17 protein-coding genes are annotated in these 22,790 nt (G+C 36.9%); 15 read left to right on the top strand and 2 right to left on the bottom strand.

Annotated features, from left to right (window positions below; all coding sequences use genetic code 11):
- Positions 1–131 precede the first annotated feature (131 nt).
- The 3 genes from J2S19_RS16155 (at position 132) to pyrG (ending at position 5,160) form a co-directional block, all read left to right on the top strand.
- Positions 132–2,225 carry a (Fe-S)-binding protein gene (locus J2S19_RS16155; RefSeq protein ID WP_307344193.1) on the top strand — a complete coding sequence of 698 codons (2,094 nt, stop codon included), beginning with the start codon at positions 132–134 and terminating at the stop codon, positions 2,223–2,225.
- A gap of 324 nt (positions 2,226–2,549) precedes the next feature.
- A complete protein-coding gene (gene rpoE / locus J2S19_RS16150) occupies positions 2,550–3,101 on the top strand; it encodes a DNA-directed RNA polymerase subunit delta (RefSeq protein WP_307344192.1) in 552 nt (183 codons plus the stop codon).
- Between the two features lie 457 nt (positions 3,102–3,558).
- Complete coding sequence (gene pyrG / locus J2S19_RS16145; protein ID WP_307344191.1) at positions 3,559–5,160, top strand: CTP synthase; 1,602 nt, start codon at positions 3,559–3,561, stop codon at positions 5,158–5,160.
- Between the two features lie 99 nt (positions 5,161–5,259).
- Here pyrG and J2S19_RS16140 read toward each other — a convergent pair whose 3' ends face one another.
- On the bottom strand, positions 5,260–5,799 hold the full coding sequence (locus tag J2S19_RS16140) for a DUF2529 family protein (protein WP_307344190.1): 540 nt from the start codon (positions 5,797–5,799) through the stop codon (positions 5,260–5,262).
- A 408-nt stretch (positions 5,800–6,207) separates the two neighbouring features.
- On the opposite strand from J2S19_RS16140, the gene J2S19_RS16135 reads away from it, so the two are divergent.
- The 8 genes from J2S19_RS16135 to J2S19_RS16100 all read left to right on the top strand — a co-directional run bounded on the left by J2S19_RS16135 (position 6,208) and on the right by J2S19_RS16100 (position 17,851).
- Positions 6,208–6,579, top strand: coding sequence for a response regulator (locus tag J2S19_RS16135; protein WP_307344189.1), 372 nt, complete (start codon positions 6,208–6,210; stop codon positions 6,577–6,579).
- A gap of 437 nt (positions 6,580–7,016) precedes the next feature.
- On the top strand, positions 7,017–7,874 hold the full coding sequence (locus J2S19_RS16130; RefSeq protein WP_307344188.1) for a class II fructose-bisphosphate aldolase: 858 nt from the start codon (positions 7,017–7,019) through the stop codon (positions 7,872–7,874).
- An 805-nt stretch (positions 7,875–8,679) separates the two neighbouring features.
- Positions 8,680–9,969 carry a UDP-N-acetylglucosamine 1-carboxyvinyltransferase gene (gene murA / locus J2S19_RS16125; RefSeq protein ID WP_307344187.1) on the top strand — a complete coding sequence of 430 codons (1,290 nt, stop codon included), beginning with the start codon at positions 8,680–8,682 and terminating at the stop codon, positions 9,967–9,969.
- A 601-nt stretch (positions 9,970–10,570) separates the two neighbouring features.
- A complete protein-coding gene (gene rho / locus J2S19_RS16120) occupies positions 10,571–11,842 on the top strand; it encodes a transcription termination factor Rho (RefSeq protein ID WP_307344186.1) in 1,272 nt (423 codons plus the stop codon).
- Between the two features lie 184 nt (positions 11,843–12,026).
- The gene (gene rpmE / locus J2S19_RS16115; protein WP_307344185.1) at positions 12,027–12,239 is read left to right on the top strand and encodes a 50S ribosomal protein L31; all 213 of its coding nucleotides are present in this window, start codon (positions 12,027–12,029) and stop codon (positions 12,237–12,239) included.
- A gap of 1,883 nt (positions 12,240–14,122) precedes the next feature.
- Positions 14,123–14,329 (top strand): copper chaperone CopZ, encoded by a 207-nt coding sequence (gene copZ / locus J2S19_RS16110; protein WP_307344184.1) that lies wholly within the window; start codon positions 14,123–14,125, stop codon positions 14,327–14,329.
- 93 nt (positions 14,330–14,422) lie between these two features.
- Positions 14,423–16,843 carry a heavy metal translocating P-type ATPase gene (locus J2S19_RS16105; protein WP_307344183.1) on the top strand — a complete coding sequence of 807 codons (2,421 nt, stop codon included), beginning with the start codon at positions 14,423–14,425 and terminating at the stop codon, positions 16,841–16,843.
- A gap of 438 nt (positions 16,844–17,281) precedes the next feature.
- Positions 17,282–17,851, top strand: a complete 570-nt coding sequence (locus J2S19_RS16100; RefSeq protein ID WP_307344182.1) for a thymidine kinase — start codon at positions 17,282–17,284, stop codon at positions 17,849–17,851.
- 106 nt (positions 17,852–17,957) lie between these two features.
- Here the strand turns inward: J2S19_RS16100 and J2S19_RS16095 are convergent, their stop codons facing one another.
- Positions 17,958–18,146, bottom strand: coding sequence for a hypothetical protein (locus J2S19_RS16095; RefSeq protein WP_307344181.1), 189 nt, complete (start codon positions 18,144–18,146; stop codon positions 17,958–17,960).
- A gap of 326 nt (positions 18,147–18,472) precedes the next feature.
- On the opposite strand from J2S19_RS16095, the gene J2S19_RS16090 reads away from it, so the two are divergent.
- The 4 genes from J2S19_RS16090 (at position 18,473) to J2S19_RS16075 (ending at position 22,789) form a co-directional block, all read left to right on the top strand.
- Entirely contained in the window at positions 18,473–19,774 is a 1,302-nt protein-coding gene (locus J2S19_RS16090) for an ABC transporter substrate-binding protein (protein ID WP_307344180.1), read from the top strand.
- A 123-nt stretch (positions 19,775–19,897) separates the two neighbouring features.
- Positions 19,898–20,827: a carbohydrate ABC transporter permease gene (locus J2S19_RS16085; protein WP_307344179.1), complete on the top strand. Its 930-nt coding sequence runs from the start codon at positions 19,898–19,900 to the stop codon at positions 20,825–20,827.
- Positions 20,817–21,641, top strand: a complete 825-nt coding sequence (locus J2S19_RS16080; RefSeq protein ID WP_307344178.1) for a carbohydrate ABC transporter permease — start codon at positions 20,817–20,819, stop codon at positions 21,639–21,641. Before J2S19_RS16085 ends, J2S19_RS16080 begins: the two co-directional genes overlap by 11 nt.
- Before the next feature lie 11 nt (positions 21,642–21,652).
- Positions 21,653–22,789: an ABC transporter ATP-binding protein gene (locus tag J2S19_RS16075; RefSeq protein WP_307344177.1), complete on the top strand. Its 1,137-nt coding sequence runs from the start codon at positions 21,653–21,655 to the stop codon at positions 22,787–22,789.
- The last annotated feature ends 1 nt before the right edge of the window (position 22,790 follow it).

The raw sequence follows: 22,790 nt of genomic DNA, 5'->3' as shown, positions 1-22,790 counted from the left end.
AAAACAATTGACTGAATGCTCATTCATTATTTATCATAAACGTATAGTTGCTACTCATATATATAATGGCAGACAAGAATGTAATAAAAAACACGGGAGTGACAAAACGAAGAAGAAATAGGGGGAGAAGCATGAACGTACTATTATGGCTGAATTTCAGCGCATTTACCGTTGTAACCGCTTACGCAATCTATTTGTTCGTTTATTTAGTTCGTACAAGAACCAAATATATAAAATTGGGGAAAAAAATTGAATTTGAAAAAAGAGTGAAAGAAAGATTTGAAAAGATATGGATAAATGTGTTTGGCCAGAAGAGGCTGTTAAAAGATAAAAAAAGCGGAATCATCCATGTCATGTTTTTCTATGGTTTTATCCTCGTTCAGTTCGGTGCAATTGACTTTTTGATTAAAGGGCTCGCACCCGGTAAACATCTTCCACTAGGTCCGTTGTATCCAGCGTTTACCTTCTTTCAAGAATTGGTCACGTTCATCATATTAGTTGCTGTCATTTGGGCATTTCATCGTCGTTACATTGAAAAATTAGTTCGACTGAAGCGAAACTTTAAATCAGGATTAGTATTAATTTTTATTGGTGGCCTCATGCTTTCCGTGCTCTATGGTAACGGTATGTCGCTTGTTTGGCACGAGGAACCTGCGAGCTGGTCAGAGCCAATCGCGTCTGTTGTTGCTCTGTCATTTCAATTTGTAGGAGATTTAGGCGCTATTATCCTCTTTTATATTGCTTGGTGGTTACACCTGCTATTGTTGCTAACATTTTTAGTATATGTTCCTCAATCAAAACATGCCCACCTTATTGCAGGACCAATCAACGTTTATTTAAATCGCTTAACAAATCCAGGAAAACTTGAAAAAATCGACTTTGAGGATGAGACACAAGAAACATATGGTGTTGGGAATATAACAGAGTTTAATCAAAAGCAATTAATTGATTTATATGCTTGTGTTGAATGTGGTCGTTGTACAAATATGTGTCCTGCAACAGGTACAGGGAAATTATTATCACCAATGGATCTGATCGTGAAGCTTCGTGACCATTTAACATTAACGGGTGCAGCTGTTACCGGGAAACAGCCATGGGTGCCTACTACCTTTTTTAAACAAACAAAGGGCAACCAACTTGCAGTGATGGCTTCAAGTACAGGGGCTTCCGAGTCGGCTGCATCACAAACTCATAATCAATCCTCTTTAATAGGTGACGTCATAACGGAAGAAGAAATTTGGGCTTGTACAACATGTCGCAATTGTGAAGACCAATGCCCAGTCATGAATGAGCATGTCGACAAAATTATTGATTTACGACGATACCTAGTCTTAACGGAAGGTAAATTAGATGCCGATGCACAACGAGCGATGACAAATATCGAAAGGCAAGGGAATCCGTGGGGGTTAAATCGGAAAGAAAGAGAGAGTTGGCGTCAGTTAAGTGAAGATGTAGTCATTCCAACAGTAAAAGAGTTAAAAAAATCTGGTGAAGAGTTTGAGTATTTATTCTGGGTCGGTTCAATGGGCTCATTTGATAATCGTAGTCAAAAAATTGCCATTTCATTTGCGAGATTATTACAAAAGGCGGGAGTGAAGTTTGCGATATTAGGGAATAAAGAAAAAAATTCTGGTGACACACCTCGTAGACTTGGCAATGAGTTTTTATTTCAGGAATTAGCAACAAAAAATATTGAAGAATTCGCAAAAAATGATGTAAAGAAAATTGTTACAATTGACCCGCATGCCTTCAATATATTCAAAAATGAATACACTGACTTTGGTTTAGAGGCGGAAGTATATCACCATACTGAGCTATTAGCAAGATTAGTAGAAGAAGGAAGGTTGCAGCCGGAATTCCCTGTTTATGAAACAATCACATACCATGATTCCTGCTACCTTGGTCGCTACAATAATGTCTATGATCCACCACGGGAAATCTTAAAGGCTATTCCTGGTGTAAAGGTTGTAGAAATGGGCCGTAATCGAGAAAACGGCATGTGCTGTGGGGCTGGCGGAGGTTTAATGTGGATGGAGGAAGATACAGGTTCAAGGGTCAATGTCGCGAGAACAGAGCAAGCCCTAGCTGTTAATCCGTCTATAATTAGTTCAGGCTGTCCATACTGTCTTACGATGCTAAGTGATGGTACAAAGGCTAAAGAAGTCGATACAGATATAAGCACATATGATGTAGCTGAAATACTAGAAAAATCAATTTTCGGTTAGGAGGGGGGACAGTCCCCCTTTTGGAATCATCTGCCGAGATAAATATTCGTACATAACGCCCTCATTCTAATTATTTTTTAAGAGTATCAAGATTTTGTACATTTTTACGTGATAAATGTGGCATAAACCGCTAGAATTTGTTTATAATGAATGGTATGATTTGCAGGCTTGCCTTTTTCGTAAACTTTTCTTTTAAATAGTTTGTGAATTGTAGGCATCCATACATAATAGACATGAAGTTTTTGTCAGTGAAATAATAAATACAGCTCGAACCAAATGGACTTGAGCTTATAGATTGAGATACCGAGAAAGGGAGTGCCGTACTTGAGTCTTAAGCAGTTACCAGAAGAGCAACTAAAAGAAATGGCAATGGTTGAAGTTGCCTATGAACTATTTTTAGAACAGAGAAAGCCTTATATATTTAGCGAATTAGTAGATGAAGTAGCTACTTTGCTTGGTTTATCAAAACAACAAGTAGAAGACAAAATCGCTCAATTTTATACAGATATAAATATTGATGGTCGTTTTATTTGTGTGGGTGAAAACATGTGGGGATTACGTACATGGTATCCATACGAACAAATCGAAGAAGAAATTGTACCAACGACAACAAAACCTAAGAAGAAAAAAGCGAAAAAAGCTGTTGATGAGCTTGAAGATGACTTTGATGAAATTGAAGAAGATTTAGATTTTGATGATCTAGATGACTTTGATGACGAAGATGATGAAGACGAAGAAGAATTTGATGATCTAGATGACGTCGACTTAGATGAAGACGATGATGATGACTTAATTGAAGATGAAGATGAAGAATTTGACCTGGATGAAGATGACGAGGATGAAGACTTTGATGACGACGAAGAGGAAGAAATTTAAGTTAGAACATCTTGACTTTCCTTTTCCAACTAGGTAGAATCTATTTTGGGCTCTTAAAAAAGCAATCGTTGTATACATTATACATTTATGCTCCCTTTCAACTTGTTTGGAAGGGGGCTTTCTATTTTTTGGCTCGTTTTCTAAGAAATTGTGGCTTTACATTAATTTTATAAGGGTTGGTTTGAACTGATTGCGAGACTTCTGCGGAATTCGAGTACTCGTGCTGCAACTAACCCAAAACGACAACTTAATTAAAAGCAATAATATTTACGAGAACAGCCTTTAAATTATTTCTATATAAATTTTTATCAATGAATGTATCTTTTAGATTTGATTAGCAAAAGAGAAAGAAATAGAAAGCTATTCAAATTTAGTCCCTTAATCAAGATAGTGGGTGAATACGCCATAGTGCGTTTAGTACAAAATAAACATATTAAGCTTCTATAGGGGGAAGACCATGACAAAGTATATTTTTGTAACTGGTGGAGTTGTATCATCTTTAGGAAAAGGGATAACAGCTGCATCACTAGGTAGATTATTAAAAAACCGAGGCATGAGTGTAACCATTCAAAAGTTTGACCCATATATTAACGTGGACCCAGGAACAATGAGTCCTTACCAACACGGTGAAGTATTTGTAACTGGTGATGGAGCAGAAACGGACTTAGACTTAGGTCACTATGAACGTTTTATCGATATTAACTTAACAAAATTCAACAATGTGACAACTGGTAAAATCTATTCAACAGTACTTAAGAAAGAACGCCGTGGTGACTACTTAGGTGGAACTGTCCAAGTCATCCCGCATATCACAAATGAAATTAAAGACCGTGTATTCCGTGCAGGGAAAGAAACTGGCGCAGATGTCGTTATTACTGAAATAGGTGGAACAGTCGGTGATATCGAGTCATTACCATTCCTAGAGGCAATTCGTCAAATTAAAAGTGACATCGGCCGCGATAATGTAATGTATATTCACTGTACACTTGTTCCTTACATCAAAGCAGCTGGTGAAATGAAAACAAAACCTACACAACATAGTGTAAAAGAACTTCGCAGCTTAGGTATTCAACCTAATGTGATTGTCGTTCGTACTGAAAAACCAATATCACAAGATATGAAGGATAAAATTGCTTTATTCTGTGATATTGATAAAGAATCAGTAATTGAATGTCGTGATGCAGAAACATTATATTCAATTCCTTTAGATTTACAAGAGCAAAACCTTGATACAATCGTATGCAAACACTTGAAATTAGACTGCAAAGAAGCAGATATGACTGAGTGGAAAGTGTTAGTTGATAAAGTAACAAATCTATCAAAAACAACGAAAATCGGCCTTGTCGGGAAATATGTTGAACTTCAAGATGCATATATCTCAGTTGTCGAAGCACTTCGTCATGCTGGTTATGAATATGATTCTGATATCGAAATTAAATGGGTAAATGCAGAAAACTTAACAGCGGAAAATGTAAAAGAAGAACTCCAAGATGTTGATGGCATTCTTGTCCCAGGTGGATTCGGTGACCGTGGTGTTGAGGGGAAAATTCTTGCAACACAATATGCGCGTGAAAACAAGGTACCATTCCTAGGAATTTGCCTAGGTATGCAAGTAGCATCGATCGAATTTGCTCGTAATGTACTAGGATTAAAAGGTGCAAACTCATCTGAAATTAATCCTGATACACAATATCCGGTTATTGACTTGTTACCAGAACAAAAAGACATTGAAGACCTTGGTGGAACATTACGTCTCGGCCTATCTCCAAGTAAATTAAAAGTAGGTTCAAAAGCATACGATGCATACAAAGAGGAAGTTGTCTACGAACGTCATCGTCATCGTTATGAGTTCAATAATGAATACCGTCAAGCAATGGAAGAAGCAGGGTTTGTTTTCTCTGGAACAACACCGGACGGTCGTCTCGTTGAAATTATTGAAGTGAAAGATCACCCATGGTTTGTGGCATCACAATTCCATCCAGAATTCACATCAAGACCAACAAGACCACAACCACTTTTCCGTGACTTCGTTCAAGCTTCAATCACTGCGAAAAATTAAGAATCAAAAAAAGCTAAGTAATCATTGGACAAGCAGTTCAAAAGATTCCTTAGCTTTTTTATTATATTTAAAAAAGCAACTAGCTTAAGCTACCTGCTTTTAATCATCTTCATACTCACTCATGATTTCATTAAGCGTGAATGAGATTGCATAATATACATATAATGATGTCATTAAGGCTGGAAAACCATATCTGACACCGTCATCTCCAGGGATAAGTGGCTGGTGTAACTTTGAGTCAATATGAAAGTCAGTTATTGAATCTAAGCCGTGCTCAGCATTTTTACTTATTGCTGAAACACCAACTGTTTGAATCCCTTGTTCTGATAAAGTTTTAGCAATCGAGATCACCTCATCATCTGTAGAAAGATGACTAAATAGAAGGACACGGTCAGCAGATGAAAGTTTTCGAAGTGAACCAGTCTCATCAAAGAGGTGCTTTGCCCGCTGTAATCGCTCACTACCTTGTAATGCTTCCCTAACGATTCCATCGAGTTCTTTATGTCCATAAACATATAGGTTTCCCTCACCAACAAGTGCTTGTGCTAATAGTCTTGCGCTATCCTCAATATTCATTGTTTCTTGATCCATAATTCTATTAAAATGGCCCGTTAATTGGGTTGTGAAAATTTTCATCATCGCTTTTAAAGCTCCTTTTCGTGTATGCTAGTATATAGTATTATAACGAATCAATTGCTAGCGGGAAAGCAAGGTGGCTTTAGAGTGGGAAATAATGACGAACAAGTAAAGAAAATGTCGACAAACAACTGAAGAGTTTTGCAGGAGAATGACGTTTTAAAAAGAATGTATTAAGTTGTGGAAAAATAATAATTAAATAATTGTTTATGTGCTGGAGGTTAATTTAGGATATGTGAAAAGGTATGTTTGAAATATATACAGGCAAAATTCACAAAATCCAAAGGTTGTATGTAACTGTTTCCGCCGATATATAATTAGTTAGTTGTTCGAAGTGGTAGCATAATCTGTTTCCCCTGCCATTTTACCCCTTAATACATAAGTAATAAAAATCAGCAAAGAGGTGTAGATATGTTAAAGGAAAAAATATTAATTGTCGATGATCAGTACGGTATACGAATTTTATTAAATGAAGTGTTCCAGAAGGATGGTTACCAAACATTTCAAGCAGCTAACGGATTTCAAGCATTAGACATAGTAAAAGACCACTCTCCAGACTTAGTGCTCCTCGATATGAAAATTCCAGGGATGGATGGAATTGAGATATTGAAGCGAATGAAAGTAGTTGACCAAGAAATTCGGGTTATTATTATGACAGCTTACGGTGAATTAGATATGATTCAAGAGGCAAAGGATTTAGGAGCATTAACACACTTTGCAAAACCTTTTGACATTGATGAAATCAGAGAAGCTGTCCGAAAGTATTTACCCTTAAAGGCCTAAAAATTTTATAAATAAATATGCCTTATAAAATATTGACATAAATTTTGGCAAGAGGGATTTCCTCGTAGGAGTCTTTTTCTTAGATACAATATTAATGCAATGAAAAGTCACTATTCTAAAGAGTTTTTGTTCAGCTATATAAAGGGTTGATTGGAGCGGATGTGCGAGACCCTACCCCGCGGAAAGCAAGTACTGCAAGAAGGAATCACTCCAATACGGTTAATATGTAAGGGTAAGTACATCTTATGTAAAAATAATTAAAGCTAATATTTACGAAAACATTTGTCGAAATGTTGCCGAAATTTAAAGAAATTGGTATGCTTATTAAGTGAAAAGTGATCATGCGGATTCTACATATTTGTAAATATTCTGGTCAAGCTAGGTATGATATACTTTTCTGTATCAGAAAATAAGGTTCATTAGGAGGATTTTTCGATATGCCTTTAGTTTCAATGACAGAAATGCTAAACAAAGCAAAAGACGGCGGATATGCAGTTGGTCAATTCAACATTAACAACCTTGAATTCACTCAAGCAATCCTACAAGCGGCACAAGAAGAGAATTCACCAGTAATTCTTGGTGTTTCAGAAGGTGCTGGACGTTACATCGGCGGATTCAAAACAGTTGTAAAAATTGTTGAAGGTCTTTTAGAAGATTATAAAATTACTGTTCCAGTGGCAATTCACCTTGACCACGGTTCAAGCTATGAAAAATGTGTTGAAGCAATTGAGGCAGGTTTCACATCTGTAATGATCGATGCTTCACACCACCCATTTGAAGAAAACGTTGAAACAACTAAAAAAGTTGTTGATTACGCTCATGCAAAAGGTGTTTCAGTTGAAGCTGAATTAGGAACAGTTGGTGGACAAGAGGATGACGTAGTTGCAGAAGGCGTAATCTATGCTGACCCGCAAGAATGTAACGAACTTGTACAACGTACTGGTATTGACTGCTTAGCACCAGCATTAGGTTCTGTTCACGGACCATACAAAGGTGAGCCAAACTTAGGATACAAAGAAATGGAAGAAATTGCAAACTTGACTAATATGCCATTAGTTCTTCATGGTGGAACTGGTATCCCAACTCATGATATCCAAAAAGCAATCTCTTTCGGTACTGCTAAAATCAACGTTAACACTGAAAACCAAATTGCATCTGCAAAAGTTGTTCGTGAAGTGTTAGCTGCGAAACCAAATGAATATGACCCACGTAAATACTTAGGACCTGCTCGTGATGCGATTAAAGAAACAGTAATCGGCAAAATGCGTGAATTCGGTTCTTCAAACAAAGCTTAAATCTAAACGTAAGGACCTAACCGCCTTAGTTAGCTAAGGCGGTTAGATTCTAAGTAGGATAGTAAGCGCTGTCATAATACAAAGCTGACCAGAATATATGAATAGAGGACGGACAGGTACAGGCTTGTTCGTCTTCGTATATCATTTTTAAAGCTCATTCTTTTACATTAATTCACCAATCCATCATCCGACAACATTCCGCGAAAAATTTATTCATCAACACAAGATATCCCCGTTAAATTATGAAAAAATCGGATTTCTTAACCTAAAACATTGTTGTCCATCATAATAGATGGTTTAATAATAAGTGAAAGAATGAAAAAAATTAAAGATATAAAGTACCTATTTATCATCGAAGTTTTTTAAATGGTTCCATTACCGTGTTTGTCTTCAGAACACAAGCCTAGGTTAAACAATGTATAAGTTTGTTTATAACTAATTGTTATATCTAGCGTAAATGACAACTAAATTAAAAGAACATACAAACGGGTATTGCTTACATAAAAGAAAGTTATTTAACAACCTGTTATGATGTATTTACTTTGATGGAATAGGAAATAAAAGAAATAAACAATTAATTATATGGAGAAGGTAAGTTTATAAAGCGGAGTAATCGCAATAATGACTTTACCTGACCCTTTTAGTAAAAAACACAGTGCTTTTTTTAGTAATTTTAATATGTTGACAACAGTAACTTAATGTTCGGAAAACATGATGGCTAATGAAGAATAATGCGTATTAGATGCGCAATAATACACCTCCATGTTCGTTCCGGAAAGTCAACTTCATAAGAAGGGAGACTATCATGGAAAAATTAAAAGTAGCCGGTGGAGATTTTTTAAAAGGTACAGTCAATATTAGCGGAGCAAAAAACAGTGCTGTTGCATTAATACCAGCAACAATATTAGCACAATCACCAGTTACCATCGAAGGGTTACCTAATATTTCTGATGTTTCAATATTGGGCGATTTATTAGAAGAGATTGGTGGTAAAGTATCGCTGGAAAATAATGAAATGTATGTCGATCCTTCAAATATGATTTCCATGCCTTTACCGAATGGAAAAGTAAAAAAACTTCGCGCATCCTATTATTTAATGGGAGCAATGCTAGGTAGGTTCAAAAAGGCAGTAATTGGATTGCCTGGAGGCTGTCACTTAGGACCACGTCCAATTGACCAACATATAAAAGGCTTCGAAGCTTTAGGTGCACATGTAACAAACGAGCAAGGAGCGATTTACTTACGCGCGGATGAGTTACGAGGCGCAAGAATTTATCTAGACGTCGTAAGTGTCGGTGCAACGATTAATATCATGCTTGCTGCTGTTCTTGCAAAAGGGCGAACGATCATTGAAAATGCAGCAAAAGAGCCAGAAATTATTGATGTCGCAACATTGCTAACTAGTATGGGTGCAAAAATTAAAGGTGCAGGAACCGATGTTATTCGAATAGATGGTGTTGAACAACTGCATGGTTGCCGTCATTCAATCATTCCAGACAGAATTGAAGCTGGAACGTATATGATTATGGGAGCAGCAATGGGAAAAGAAGTGATGATTGACAACGTCATTCCACTCCATCTTGAATCCCTTATCGCGAAATTAAGAGAAATGGGCTTACATATTGAAACGAGCAATGACCAAATTTTAATCATTGGCGGTCAGAAAGAAGTGAAAGCTGTAGATATTAAAACACTTGTATATCCTGGATTCCCAACGGACTTACAGCAACCATTTACGTCCCTTTTAACAAAAGCATCGGGTACAAGTGTTGTAACAGATACAATTTATTCTGCTCGATTTAAACATATTGATGAGCTAAGAAGAATGGGTGCAACAATTAAAGTGGAAGGCCGCTCAGCAATTGTAACAGGCCCAACTAAGCTACAAGGTGCCAGAGTAAAAGCGAGTGATTTACGTGCTGGTGCAGCGCTTGTCTGTGCGGGATTAATGGCTGACGGAGTAACAGAAATTACAGGCTTAGAACATATTGATAGAGGCTATAGTCAGCTTGAGGAAAAGCTAACAGGCCTAGGTGCAACGATTTGGAGAGAAAAGCTATCAGATAAAGAAATTGAACAATTACAAAATTCATAAGCTATATTTTTGAGAAAGTAGGGAGACCTGCTTTCTCATATTTAAAACTGATTTGAGAACTATAATGTAGAAATTCACTAAATAACTATATAAAAAACATTTAGAAAGCTTTAAAAAACCTCAAACTTCTAATAGATTTTCCAAAAAAGATTGATTAAATTCGAAAAATAGGGTAAAAATAAAGAGTGCTGCAAAGAATGCGAAAATGCATTAACTACTTCAAGCTCACCTTCATTTTCCTTCTGATTCCAATTGTACTAGAATCTTCCTAAGTACAGCTGATAGTAAATCTCTATAATCTAACTATTTGCTATCTGACTAGTTTTCTTTCTAAAGATGATGTTAAGTTTTAGTGTTAATGACGACCATATATAAGTGGGAGTGCTAAATCCACTTATTTTCAGGTACTACATAAACCTACAAGTTTAACAGAATAACTTCATGATTTGAAAAACGATAGATGGAAAACGCTTAATTGATGTAAAGTGAATAAAGGTTAGTAGCCAAGAAGTTTGCGTTAACTTTCTTAGTGCAAACGGGTAATGTCTAATGACTTGCCACAACTAGTTAATAAACGAAAAATAAAAAGAGTGGTGTTTTTATGAGTCAGGTTTCAATTTCTGCATTAGAACATATGAAACTGAAAGAATTGTACGAGCTTGCTCGCCAATACAAAGTATCGTATTACAGTAAGCTTACGAAAAAAGAATTAATTTTTGCCATCTTAAAGGCGAATGCCGAGCAAGAGGATTTATTATTCATGGAAGGTGTACTAGAAATCATCCAGTCAGAAGGTTTTGGCTTCTTACGTCCGATTAACTATTCACCTAGCTCTGAGGATATTTATATTTCTGCGTCACAAATAAGACGTTTTGATTTAAGAAATGGGGATAAAGTATCTGGTAAAGTTCGTCCTCCAAAAGAAAATGAACGCTACTACGGCTTGCTTCATGTAGAAGCAGTTAATGGTGAAGATCCGGAAACAGCTAAGGAACGTGTTCACTTCCCAGCATTAACTCCTCTCTATCCAGATAGACAAATTTACCTTGAAACAAAACCAAATTATTTATCTACACGAATTATGGATTTAATAGCACCTGTTGGTTTTGGACAACGTGGATTAATCGTTGCACCTCCAAAGGCAGGAAAAACGATGCTATTAAAAGAAATTGCGAACAGTATTACGCAAAATAATCCAGAAGCAGAGTTAATCGTGTTATTAATTGATGAAAGACCTGAGGAAGTAACGGATATTGAACGCTCTGTTGCAGGTGATGTTGTTAGTTCAACATTTGATGAAGTACCAGAAAATCATATTAAAGTAGCGGAGCTTGTGCTTGAGCGGGCAATGCGTCTAGTTGAGCATAAAAAAGATGTTGTCATTTTAATGGATAGCATTACACGACTTGCGCGTGCATATAACCTTGTTATCCCACCAAGCGGACGTACATTATCAGGGGGTATTGACCCAGCTGCATTCCACCGTCCGAAACGTTTCTTCGGTGCTGCCCGAAATATCGAAGAAGGTGGAAGCTTAACAATTTTAGCAACTGCTTTAGTAGATACAGGATCTCGAATGGACGATGTGATTTACGAAGAGTTCAAAGGTACTGGAAATATGGAGCTCCACCTTGACCGTTCACTCGCTGAAAAACGTATCTTCCCAGCAATTGATATACGTCGTTCTGGTACGAGAAAAGAAGAACTTCTCATTCCGAAAGACCACTTAGAGAAATTATGGGCAATTCGTAAATCGATGTCTGATACACCAGACTTCATTGAAAAGTTCTTAAGAAAGCTACGTCAAACAAAGTCAAATGAAGAGTTCTTTAGTAATTTAGATGCTGAAATGAAAACAGCTCGAAACCGCTAAAAACTTGCCAAGGTAATCCCTTTAATTTCCATGATAAATCAATAACTTCAACTTGCTTTTACAAGTGGACCTTGTTATAATTTCATCATGTGCTTTTCTAGAGTTGAGAAGTCAATATGGACGAACTTATTCTAGAATATTTAACTCTGTTTCAGATGATTCAGGGCGGAAGGAGATGAAAAGAATGAAAACAGGTATTCATCCAAACTATAATAAAGTTATGGTGACATGCGCATGTGGTAACGAATTCGAAACTGGTTCTACTAACAAAGAGATCCGTGTTGAGGTTTGTTCTGAGTGCCATCCATTCTACACTGGACGTCAAAAATTTGCAGATGCAGGTGGACGTGTAGATAAATTCAACAAAAAATACGGCATTAAACAACAACAACAATAATAAAGATTTTCCAAACAGGCAAAGTGAACTTCACTTGCCTGTTTTTTTATGCTTTTTTATGGTCTAACATTTTGAGATCTTTTATCTCATTAAAAAGCATAGTTTAGTTAGCAATCATCTATAGCTCTATATGTCTAACTACACATAAGTTCAATCAAAAATGTAAAAGTAAACTACGTTATTATTTCGGGTCTTCATCGAACTCGTGAAGACCTTTTTACCATGTAGCGTTAACATTATTGCGTATCATCAATCTTATGAAGCAAGGGCCTTAAGGCCTGTAGCACGGTAAAAGAAGTCTAATGGTAAAAATGCAGAGCCTTTATTGCCCGTTGAGACAGAATAAGCAGTCTAAAGGTAAAATAGCAGAGGTTTTATTGCCTGTTGAGACAGAATAAGCAGTCTAACGGTAAAATAGCAGAGGTTTTATTGCCTGTTGAGACAGAATAAGCAGTCTAACGGTAAAATAGCAGAGGTTTTATTGCCTGTAGAAACAGAATAAACAGTCTAACGGTAAAATAGCAGAGTCCTAATAGCCCGTAGAAACAGAATAAGCAGCCTAACGGTAAAATAGCAGAGTCCAAATCGCCCGTAGAAACAGAATAAGCAGCCTAACGATAAAATAGCAGAGTCCTAATAGCCCGTAGAAACAAAATAAGCAATTTAACGGTAAAATAGCAGATTCCTAATTGCCCGTAGAAACAAAATGAGCAGTCTAACGGTAAAATAGCAGAGTCCTAATAGCCCGTAGAAACAAAATAAGCAATCTAACGGTAAAATAGCAGAGCCTAATTGCCCGTAGAAACAAATTAAGCAGTCTAACGGTAAAATAGCAGATTCCTAATTGCCCGTTGAGACAGAATAAGCAGTCTGACGGTAAAATAGCAGATTCCTAATTGCCCGTTGAGACAGAATAAGCAGTCTGACGGTAAAATAGCAGAGTCCTAATTGCCCGTTGAGACAGAATAAGCAGTCTAACGGTAAAATAACAGAGTCCTAATTGCCCATAGAAACAGAATAAACAGTCTAACGGTAAAATAGCAGATTCCTAATAGCCCGTAGAAACAGAATAGGCGGTCTAACGGTAAAATAGCAGAGTCCTAATTGCCCGTAGAAACAAAATAAGCAATTTAACGGTAAAATAGCAGAGCCTAATTGCCCGTAGAAACAAAATAAGCAGTCTAACGGTAAAATAGCAGAGCCTAATTGCCCGTAGAAACAAATTAAGCAGTCTAACGGTAAAATAGCAGAGTCCTAATAGCCCGTAGAAACAGAATAAGCAGCCTAACGGTAAAATAGCAGAGTCCAAATCGCCCGTAGAAACAAAATAAGCAGTCTAACGGTAAAATAGCAGAGTCCAAATTGCCCGTAGAGACAGAATAAGCAGTCTAACGGTAAAATAACAGAGTCCTAATTGCCCATAGAAACAGAATAAGCAGTCTAACGGTAAAATAACAGAGTCCTAATTGCCCATAGAAACAGAATAAACAGTCTAACGGTAAAATAGCAGACCAAATAGCCCGTAGAAACAAATTAAGCAGTCTAACGGTAAAATAGCAGAGTCCTAATAGCCCGTAGAAACAGTAAATGAGTCTAATTGGTAGTATAGTAGACCCTTTTTCTCATGCACCGACAACATTTTAGTCTTTATTAATCTTATGGGGCTTTTCTCGCTTATACCGAAAACACTTGAGACTTCATAAAGGCCTGATACGAAAAAGGGGCTACACCCATTCAGCGTAATATCTGAAAAACTACTCTATATAATACTTTACATAGGGTAGGGGGGTATGGTATTATAAATTCAAGATTAAGTCGTAGGTATCGTAATAAATCAAACACATAATCTGCAATTGATTTATCAATAAAAGGAGAGATAATCTATGGAAAAAATAACTGTAACAGTAAGTGGAATGTCATGTGGTCACTGTGTCAATGCTATAGAGGGAAATGTAGGGAATTTAAAAGGTGTATCAGAAGTAAAGGTTCACTTATCTGAAGGAAAAGTCGATGTAGTATATGATTCATCAGTTATTTCCTTAGATGAGATAATCGAAACAATTGATGACCAAGGTTATAAAATAGTATAAGTAATGACAATAAATAAAATTTGAAACGTGCTAATTTTGCACGTTTCTCTTTGGAGCAATATATACCACCAAGGGGTATAGGAGGGAATGAAGATGGCGCAGGACCTTAAAGAAGCAGTACTCCCGATAACAGGAATGACATGTGCTGCGTGTGCAGTTCGAATTGAAAAAGGGCTTAAGAAAGTGGAAGGTGTAGAAGACGCGAATGTAAACTTCGCACTTGAAAGAACATCGATTAAATACAACCCTGATGTAGTTCACATAGAAGATTTTAAAAATAAAATCAACGATTTAGGCTATGGCGTCGTTGAGGAAAAGACAGAGTTAGATATTATCGGTATGACATGTGCAGCTTGTGCGACTAGAATAGAAAAAGGTCTAAATAAAGTCGAAGGTGTAACAAAAGCATCAGTTAACTTAGCGTTAGAAAGTGCAACAGTTGAATACAACCCATCTTTAACAGGTACTAACGACTTAATTAAACGTGTTGAAAAGCTAGGTTATCAAGCAGCAATTAAAGATAACCAAAAAGATGAAAGTGCAGATAGAAAAGCAAAGGAACTAGAAACACAACAAGGGAAGTTTTTCTTCTCGCTTATTTTATCGATTCCACTTTTGTGGGCAATGGTTAGTCACTTTCGTTTCACATCATTTATATACTTGCCCGAGATGTTTATGAATCCTTGGGTACAGCTAGCGCTTGCTACACCTATCCAATTTATTGTTGGGAAACAATTTTATGTTGGGGCTTATAAAGCTATACGAAATAAAAGTGCAAACATGGATGTGCTTGTTGCGTTAGGTACATCGGCTGCTTATTTCTATAGTTTATACCTATCTATTGCTTCGATTGGCAATGGAAGTCATCATATGGTGGAATTGTATTATGAGACGAGTGCGGTTCTTATTACGTTAATTATTTTAGGGAAATTATTTGAAGTGCGTGCAAAAGGACGCTCATCTGAGGCGATTAAAAAATTGATGGGTCTTCAAGCAAAAACTGCAACAATTGTCCGTGACGGAATCGAGCAAGAGGTTGCATTAGAGGATGTTATCGTTGGAGATATTATTCTAGTAAAACCAGGAGAAAAGGTTCCCGTAGATGGAGAAATTATTGAGGGACGCTCTGCAATTGACGAATCAATGCTAACAGGTGAAAGTGTTCCAGTTGATAAAACAGTTGGCGATACAGTCATTGGTTCGACAATTAATAAAAACGGATTTCTAAAGGTAAAGGCAACAAAAGTTGGGCGTGAAACAGCATTAGCTCAAATTATAAAAGTAGTGGAAGAAGCACAAGGTTCAAAGGCACCAATTCAACGTTTAGCTGATCAAATTTCTGGCATCTTTGTCCCAATCGTAGTCGGTATTGCAATTGTTACATTCCTCATCTGGTTCATTTGGGTAGTACCTGGAGACTTTGCAGAGGCACTGGAAAAATTAATTGCGGTGCTCGTTATTGCCTGCCCATGTGCACTTGGGTTAGCAACGCCAACATCAATAATGGCCGGTTCAGGAAGAGCTGCAGAATTTGGCGTATTGTTTAAAGGTGGAGAACATCTTGAAAGAACGCACAGGTTAACAACTATTCTACTAGATAAAACAGGGACAGTTACAAATGGTGCTCCTGTTTTAACAGATGTACTAGTTGAGCAGGGTATTGACGAAAATCAATTTTTAACTCTTGTCGGAACAGCTGAAAAGCAATCTGAACACCCACTTGCAGAAGCGATTGTAGCAGGAATAAAAGAGAAAGATATTAAACTCACTGAAGTTGAGGATTTTGACGCGATACCAGGCTACGGAATTATTGCAAAGGTTTCGGGTCATGTTGTTCTAATCGGTACAAGGAAATTAATGATGCAGCATCATATTAAGGTTGAACATGCCCTTAGTACAATGGAAAACCTTGAAGAAATAGGGAAGACTGCAATGCTAGTTGCTATTGATAATCAGTATGCAGGACTTGTTGCAGTTGCAGATACAATAAAAGATACATCAAAAGCAGCAGTCAAACGCCTTAAGGAAATGGATCTAAATGTTGTCATGATTACAGGAGATAATGAGAGAACAGCCAAAGCGATTGCAAAAGAAGCGGGTATTAACACAGTTATTGCTGAAATCCTCCCAGAAGGAAAGGCAGAGGAAGTGAAAAAGCTGCAACAGCAAGGTGAAATCGTTGCAATGGTTGGAGATGGGATTAATGATGCACCTGCTTTAGCAATTGCCGACATAGGCATGGCAATTGGAACTGGAACAGATATTGCGATGGAAGCAGCGGACATAACCCTAATTCGTGGGGATTTAAATAGCATTGCTGATGCAATCTTTATGAGCAAGAAAACGATCCGAAATATTAAACAAAACTTGTTCTGGGCATTTGCCTACAATGCACTTGGTATTCCTGTCGCCGCACTAGGCTTCCTAGCCCCTTGGTTAGCAGGAGCAGCCATGGCCTTTAGTTCTGTCTCAGTTGTCCTAAATGCTCTTAGATTACAAAGAATCAAACGATAATGAAAGGGGAACTTTAGATGAAAAAGTGGATTATTTCAGCCTTTCTATATTTATCAGTTGTCATCATCGGATACTATGCCTATGGAGCTCTTATAGGATAGAATTAGTAGAAGAATTGATTGAACCTAATTATTTGAAACTTGTAATTAGTAAGCTATGTCAGAATACAGTAAAACAGAATATATCGTAATTGTCTTCATATTAATTGGAGAATAAACATCGAGAAGCTAGGGGTTACTATTTATATAGTAGCTCCTTTTTACATTAGGAAAAATAGCGAAGACTACATAATTATGCATCAATTTTTTGATCTCATTGGCCACTAATTAATAATAGTAAATACTAGAGAATCTGTATTTAGACTATAATTTTCAACTGATACCATCTATAATAAAGAAATGTGTTTTCTGTTAAACATTAGGTAAGGAGTAGAGGTAATTGGCACAGTTATTCTTTAAATACGGTGCAATGAACAGTGGGAAATCAATTGAAATCCTTAAAGTTGCCCATAACTATGAAGAGCAAAATAAACATGTATTAATCTTTACATCAGCTGTTGATACTCGTGATGAGGTCGGTATTGTGTCTTCAAGAATTGGACTAAGAAGAGAAGCGATACCGATTCATGAAGAGACGAATATATATGAAATCGTGAAAATTAATGAATTTAAACCTGCCTGTATTTTAGTAGATGAATGTCAGTTTTTAAATAAAGAGCATATATTACAACTCGCAAAAATTGTCGATGAATTGGATATTCCTGTTATGGGATTCGGACTGAAAAATGATTTTCAAAATGAACTTTTTGAAGGCAGTAAATACATGCTTTTATATGCTGATAAAATTGAGGAAATGAAAACGATTTGTTGGTTTTGTGAACGCAAGGCGATAATGGCACTTAGAGTTGAAAATGGAAAACCAGTGTATACAGGTGAACAAATAAAGATTGGTGGCAATGAGTCTTATTATCCTGTTTGTAGGAGATGTTATTCGAATCCTCCTTTATAAGAACAGAGCTGGTAAGTATTTTTAGCCCTAAAAGAAGATAGGGCTATCGACTTATGAAAAGTACTTAAGTCGATAGCCTCTTTGTATAACATAAGCGGTCAGTTAATCAAAGCTCAGAAAATCCTTTTACAAATCCCTCTATAAATGAAGGTAACTCAAGAATGAGTAGAGAAGCAATGATGCCAATTCCAATTCCATTAAATAAACGATTCTTCTTCACTTTACCAACCAGAAGGAAAACTATCCCTGATAATAGGATGAATATTGGTAATAAATAAATAAGGATTTCTGTCATCGTACTTCACCTCCTGAGTAACAGTCGATTACTTTTTACCCTTATTTTACCATATATCAAATTCATCTGTACGAAATGTTTAAAGAAATCTCCCTCTCTAAAACAGCAAGTATACAAAAGTTTTACAATTACTTCATATTCGATTAATAATTCTATTTTATAGTTAAACTATCAAGTGAATATTTAATAAAGGTGCAAATTGAGAGACCTCAAATAAGATGTATAGCGTTATATACATGTTATTTGAGGTCTTTTTGTTTTTGGGGTTAAGCACTGAGATTCACTGATTTATCATTCTAATTCTAAGAAATAGGGAGGAAAGGAAAATGAAATTATTTGTTAAGCTACTAACTGTTTTTGTATTAGGATTTTCTTTAGCTGCTTGTGGAAATGCAGGTGATGGTCAGTCTAATGTTGTCTCATCTGGGAAAGAGCAGAAAACGGTCATCGAATATTGGCATGTTAATGCGGAAACACAAGGTGGACAAGCGGTAACCGATTTAGTAGAAGAGTTTAATAAACAAAGTGACTCAGTGGAAGTTGTTGCAAAGTTTAATCCTGATATGTATAAAGGGTTAATGCAAAATCTCCAAGCAGAAGCAGCAGCAGGAAAGGCACCTGCCGTTGTACAAGTTGGCTGGTCATTTCTAGATTATTTTTCAAATAACTTTGAGTATGCTTCACCACAGGAAGTCATTGAGGAACACTTTCCGGAAGATAAAACATTTTTAAAAGACTACTTCCTAGAAAATGTCATGAGTCTAGCGAAAAATTCTGATGGAGAGCAGGTTGGCATTCCTTATTCCTTAAGTAATCCAGTTTTATATATCAATCGTGATTTATTAAAGGAAGCTGGATTAGATGAAAATGGTCCAAAAACTTGGGAAGAAGTGAAGCAATTTTCAGAGCAAATAAAGGCAAAAACAGGGAAATACGGTTTCTATCTTCAAGAACCAGCAGACAACTGGGGTACGCAAGCTTTACTTGAAAGCAACGGTGCAAGAATGATAACTGACGGGAAAGCAAGCTTTGCATCTCCTGAAGGTATTAAGGCATATGAAGTGTGGGCAGATATGGTGGCAGCTGAAGAGGCATTGCATATTGCTTGGGATCAAGGAATTCAAAGTTTCATAGATGGAAATGTGGCAATGGCCTATACGACAATTGCACAACGCTCAAACATTCAAACAAATTCAAAGTTTGATGTTGCAGCGATTAAGTCACCTGCTTGGGAAGGAAAAGAGGTCAGATTGCCTGCTGGCGGTGCGATGTTAGCCATTACTGCACAAGAAGAAGCACAGCAGAAGGCTGCATGGGAGTTTATGAAGTTTTTATATAGTGTTGAGTCAATGGCTAAGTGGACAGAAGGAACAGGTTATGTACCGCCACGTTCTGACGTTGCAGAAGCAGAAAATGGCTTAAAAGCTTATTTAGAAGAAAATGAAATGATGCAACCGGCAATTGAACAAATGGATGGCGTTGTTCCGTGGGCTTCTTTCCCAGGCGATGCTGGTCTGCAGGCAGAGCAATTACTATTAGATGTACGTGACCAAATATTAGGTGGAAGTATCTCTGTTGAAGAAGGTCTAAAGAAAACAGAGAAGCAAATTAATGAACTATTAAAATAGGGAAACTAGAGAGGTAAAGGATGGACCCCAAAAACAATAGCGATATAAGTAACAATCTGCTAATGATGTTTGCGGGGTCTGACAAATGGTTTAGAGTAACACTCTCTACTATAGGGGGAAGTCATGAGTACCTTTGGAGTCGAACTGAAAAATTCATTTCTAAAAAGGATAAGTGTAAGTAAGCAAGCGTGGGTTGCCTATAGTCTGTTAATTCCATCGCTCATCGTGTTTACGATTTTTATGTTTTGGCCATTTCTATACACAATATACTTAAGCTTTTTTGATTGGAATATGATTAGTCCAACGAAGGAATTTGTCGGCCTTAGTAATTACGTCGATGTCCTTAGTGATCCGAATACGTATAAAGTTTTTGGGAATACAGCGATATATATCGTATTGCTCCTGCTTATTAACTGTTCAGTGCCATATGTGTTTGCATTTGTCCTCGACCTTGTGTTAACAAAGTTCAATGGCTTTTATAAAAGTGCCATGTTTTTGCCGGCATTTATATCTTTAGTTGTAGGCTCCATTTTATTTACGTGGATTTTAAACCCAGTTTCTGGACCGCTTGCAATCATATTTGGATGGTTAGGTCTTGAGATACCAATTTGGAGTAAAACAGACGGTTGGGTCATTCTCGTTTTAACTATCATTACGTCTTGGAAAATATTTGGATATAATTTCATTTTATTATACGCCTCAATCAATGGGATTTCACGGGAAATCATAGAAGCAGCACGTGTTGACAATGTGCCGCTATGGAAAATATTCTTTACAATTGTCGTACCGATGAGCGGCTCAACAGGTATCTATATTTTCATTATTACGATCGTTCAAGGGCTTCAATATGTTTTTACACCGATAAAGGTTATTACACAAGGTGGCCCCAATTACGGTAGTTCGAATGTTATCTACCATGCATATCATGAAGCATTTGTTCTATACCGAACCGGTCATTCGGCAGCCCTGTCAATTTTAACAATGTTGATTTTTTTATTGTTATTAATTGTAGAATTCAGGTTTGTTGAAAGAGGAATATATTATGAAAATTAACCGCTTGCTATCAATACCGTGGCATTTTATCTTTATTGGCACAGTGATTATCTTAATCTTTCCGGTCATCTTTGCAGTAGGGACTTCATTTCGACCGTTGGAGGATGCCTATAATGACGTATTGAATTTCATTCCGCTTCAACCGACATTAGAAAACTATTCAATCTTTTTTGAGAGTTTACCAGTTATAAAGATAACATTGAACACCTTTATTATTGCATCCGTTGTGACATTATTCAAAGTAGTAACTTCATTTTTAGCAGCCTATGCATTTGTGTATTTTACTTTTAAAGGGAAAGAACTGCTGTATTTTGTTTTACTCAGCACAATTTTTATCCCATTTACAATCACGATGATTCCGAACTACTTAGTCGTTTCTGAATTAGGGTTAGTTAACAGCGTATGGGGAGTTATTTTGCCACAGCTTGCAGATGCAGTTGGCATCTTTTTAATTAGGCAATCGATGAGAAGTATTCCTTATTCACTTATAGAAGTAGCCCATGTCGATAAGATTGGACATGCTCACATTATGAAAGACATTGTACTACCATTAGTTAGGCCAGCAGTTACAGCATCAGGAATATGGTTCTTTATTACTGCTTGGAATGAATATGTCTGGCCAGTGCTCATTCTAAAAAGCACGGAGCAATATACATTGCCATTAGCATTACAAATGTACATTAGTACAGAGGGCGGCACGAACTTTACCGTTGCAATGGCAGTCTCTGTTATCACAATGTTAATCCCTCTTACACTTTATTTACTATTTCAAAAATATATAATCGGAACATTTACTTCATCGGGTATTAAATAGGAGGTGGGAATGTGAAAAATATACAATTTGACCATGTCGGAAAATCATATGGTCCCACAGAAGTTGTAAAGGGCTTGCATTTTGATATTAAAGAAGGAGAGCGACTTATTCTGTTAGGGCCATCAGGCTGTGGTAAATCAACGACATTACGGATGATTGCAGGGCTTGAGGACATTACAGCAGGCAACCTTTATATGGATGGGAAGCGGGTTAATGATATACCGAGCGGATTACGCAATGTTGCAATGGTTTTCCAAAACTATGCATTATACCCACATATGACAGTACGACAAAACATTCTTTATGCATTAAAGGTACAAAAAATGTCTAAGGCTGAAATGGATAGAAGATTAAACAACGCTTTAGAGATGCTGCATCTCAAAGAATATGAAAATCGTTTGCCAAAGGATTTATCAGGTGGACAACGGCAACGTGTTGCATTAGCTAGAGCCGTTGTGAAAAATGCCGATTATTTTTTACTTGATGAGCCGTTATCAAACTTAGATGCCCAGCTGCGTTTATCGGCGCGTAAAGAGTTGATAAAAATTCATGAAATGTATCGGCAAACGATGGTATATGTGACACATGACCAAGTGGAAGCAATGACATTTGGTGACCGGGTTGCATTATTGCATGAAGGAAGACTGCAAATGATTGATACTCCTGAAAATGTGTACCATCGTCCAGCAAATTTATTTACAGCAAAATTCATTGGTTCTCCGCCAATGAACTTAATCAACGTGAATATACAAGACAGTAATGCTTATATCGGAGGACAAGCTATATCACTAGATTTGATGTGGTTAAAACAACTGTCAAAAAGCAAAGGTGACAAAGTTATTCTAGGGATTAGACCCGAGCATCTAGCGATAACAAATACTCCAGGTGACCATTCGCTAGGAGGGGTTGTGAAATACGTTGAGAATTACGGTCCATCCTACGGAGTCTCAATTGATATGGAAGGTAACGAGATTGTCGTGATGAGTGAGGAAAAACAGTGGAGTCCAGATGAGAAAGTATATGTGAAGTTTCCAATGAAGCATTTGCATATTTTTGATGAAGAGACTACAAATTCAATAGGTTATCCGGAGCAATTGGACAGGGAAGAAGATACGACATTAAAAATGAACACGATTGGAGTGGGCTAAA

The sequence above is a fragment of the Metabacillus malikii genome (assembly GCF_030813355.1).
Taxonomy (GTDB): domain Bacteria; phylum Bacillota; class Bacilli; order Bacillales; family Bacillaceae; genus Metabacillus; species Metabacillus malikii.
The sequence above is the reverse complement of the archived record's forward strand: the minus strand, read 5'-3'. Positions and strand labels throughout refer to the sequence as shown.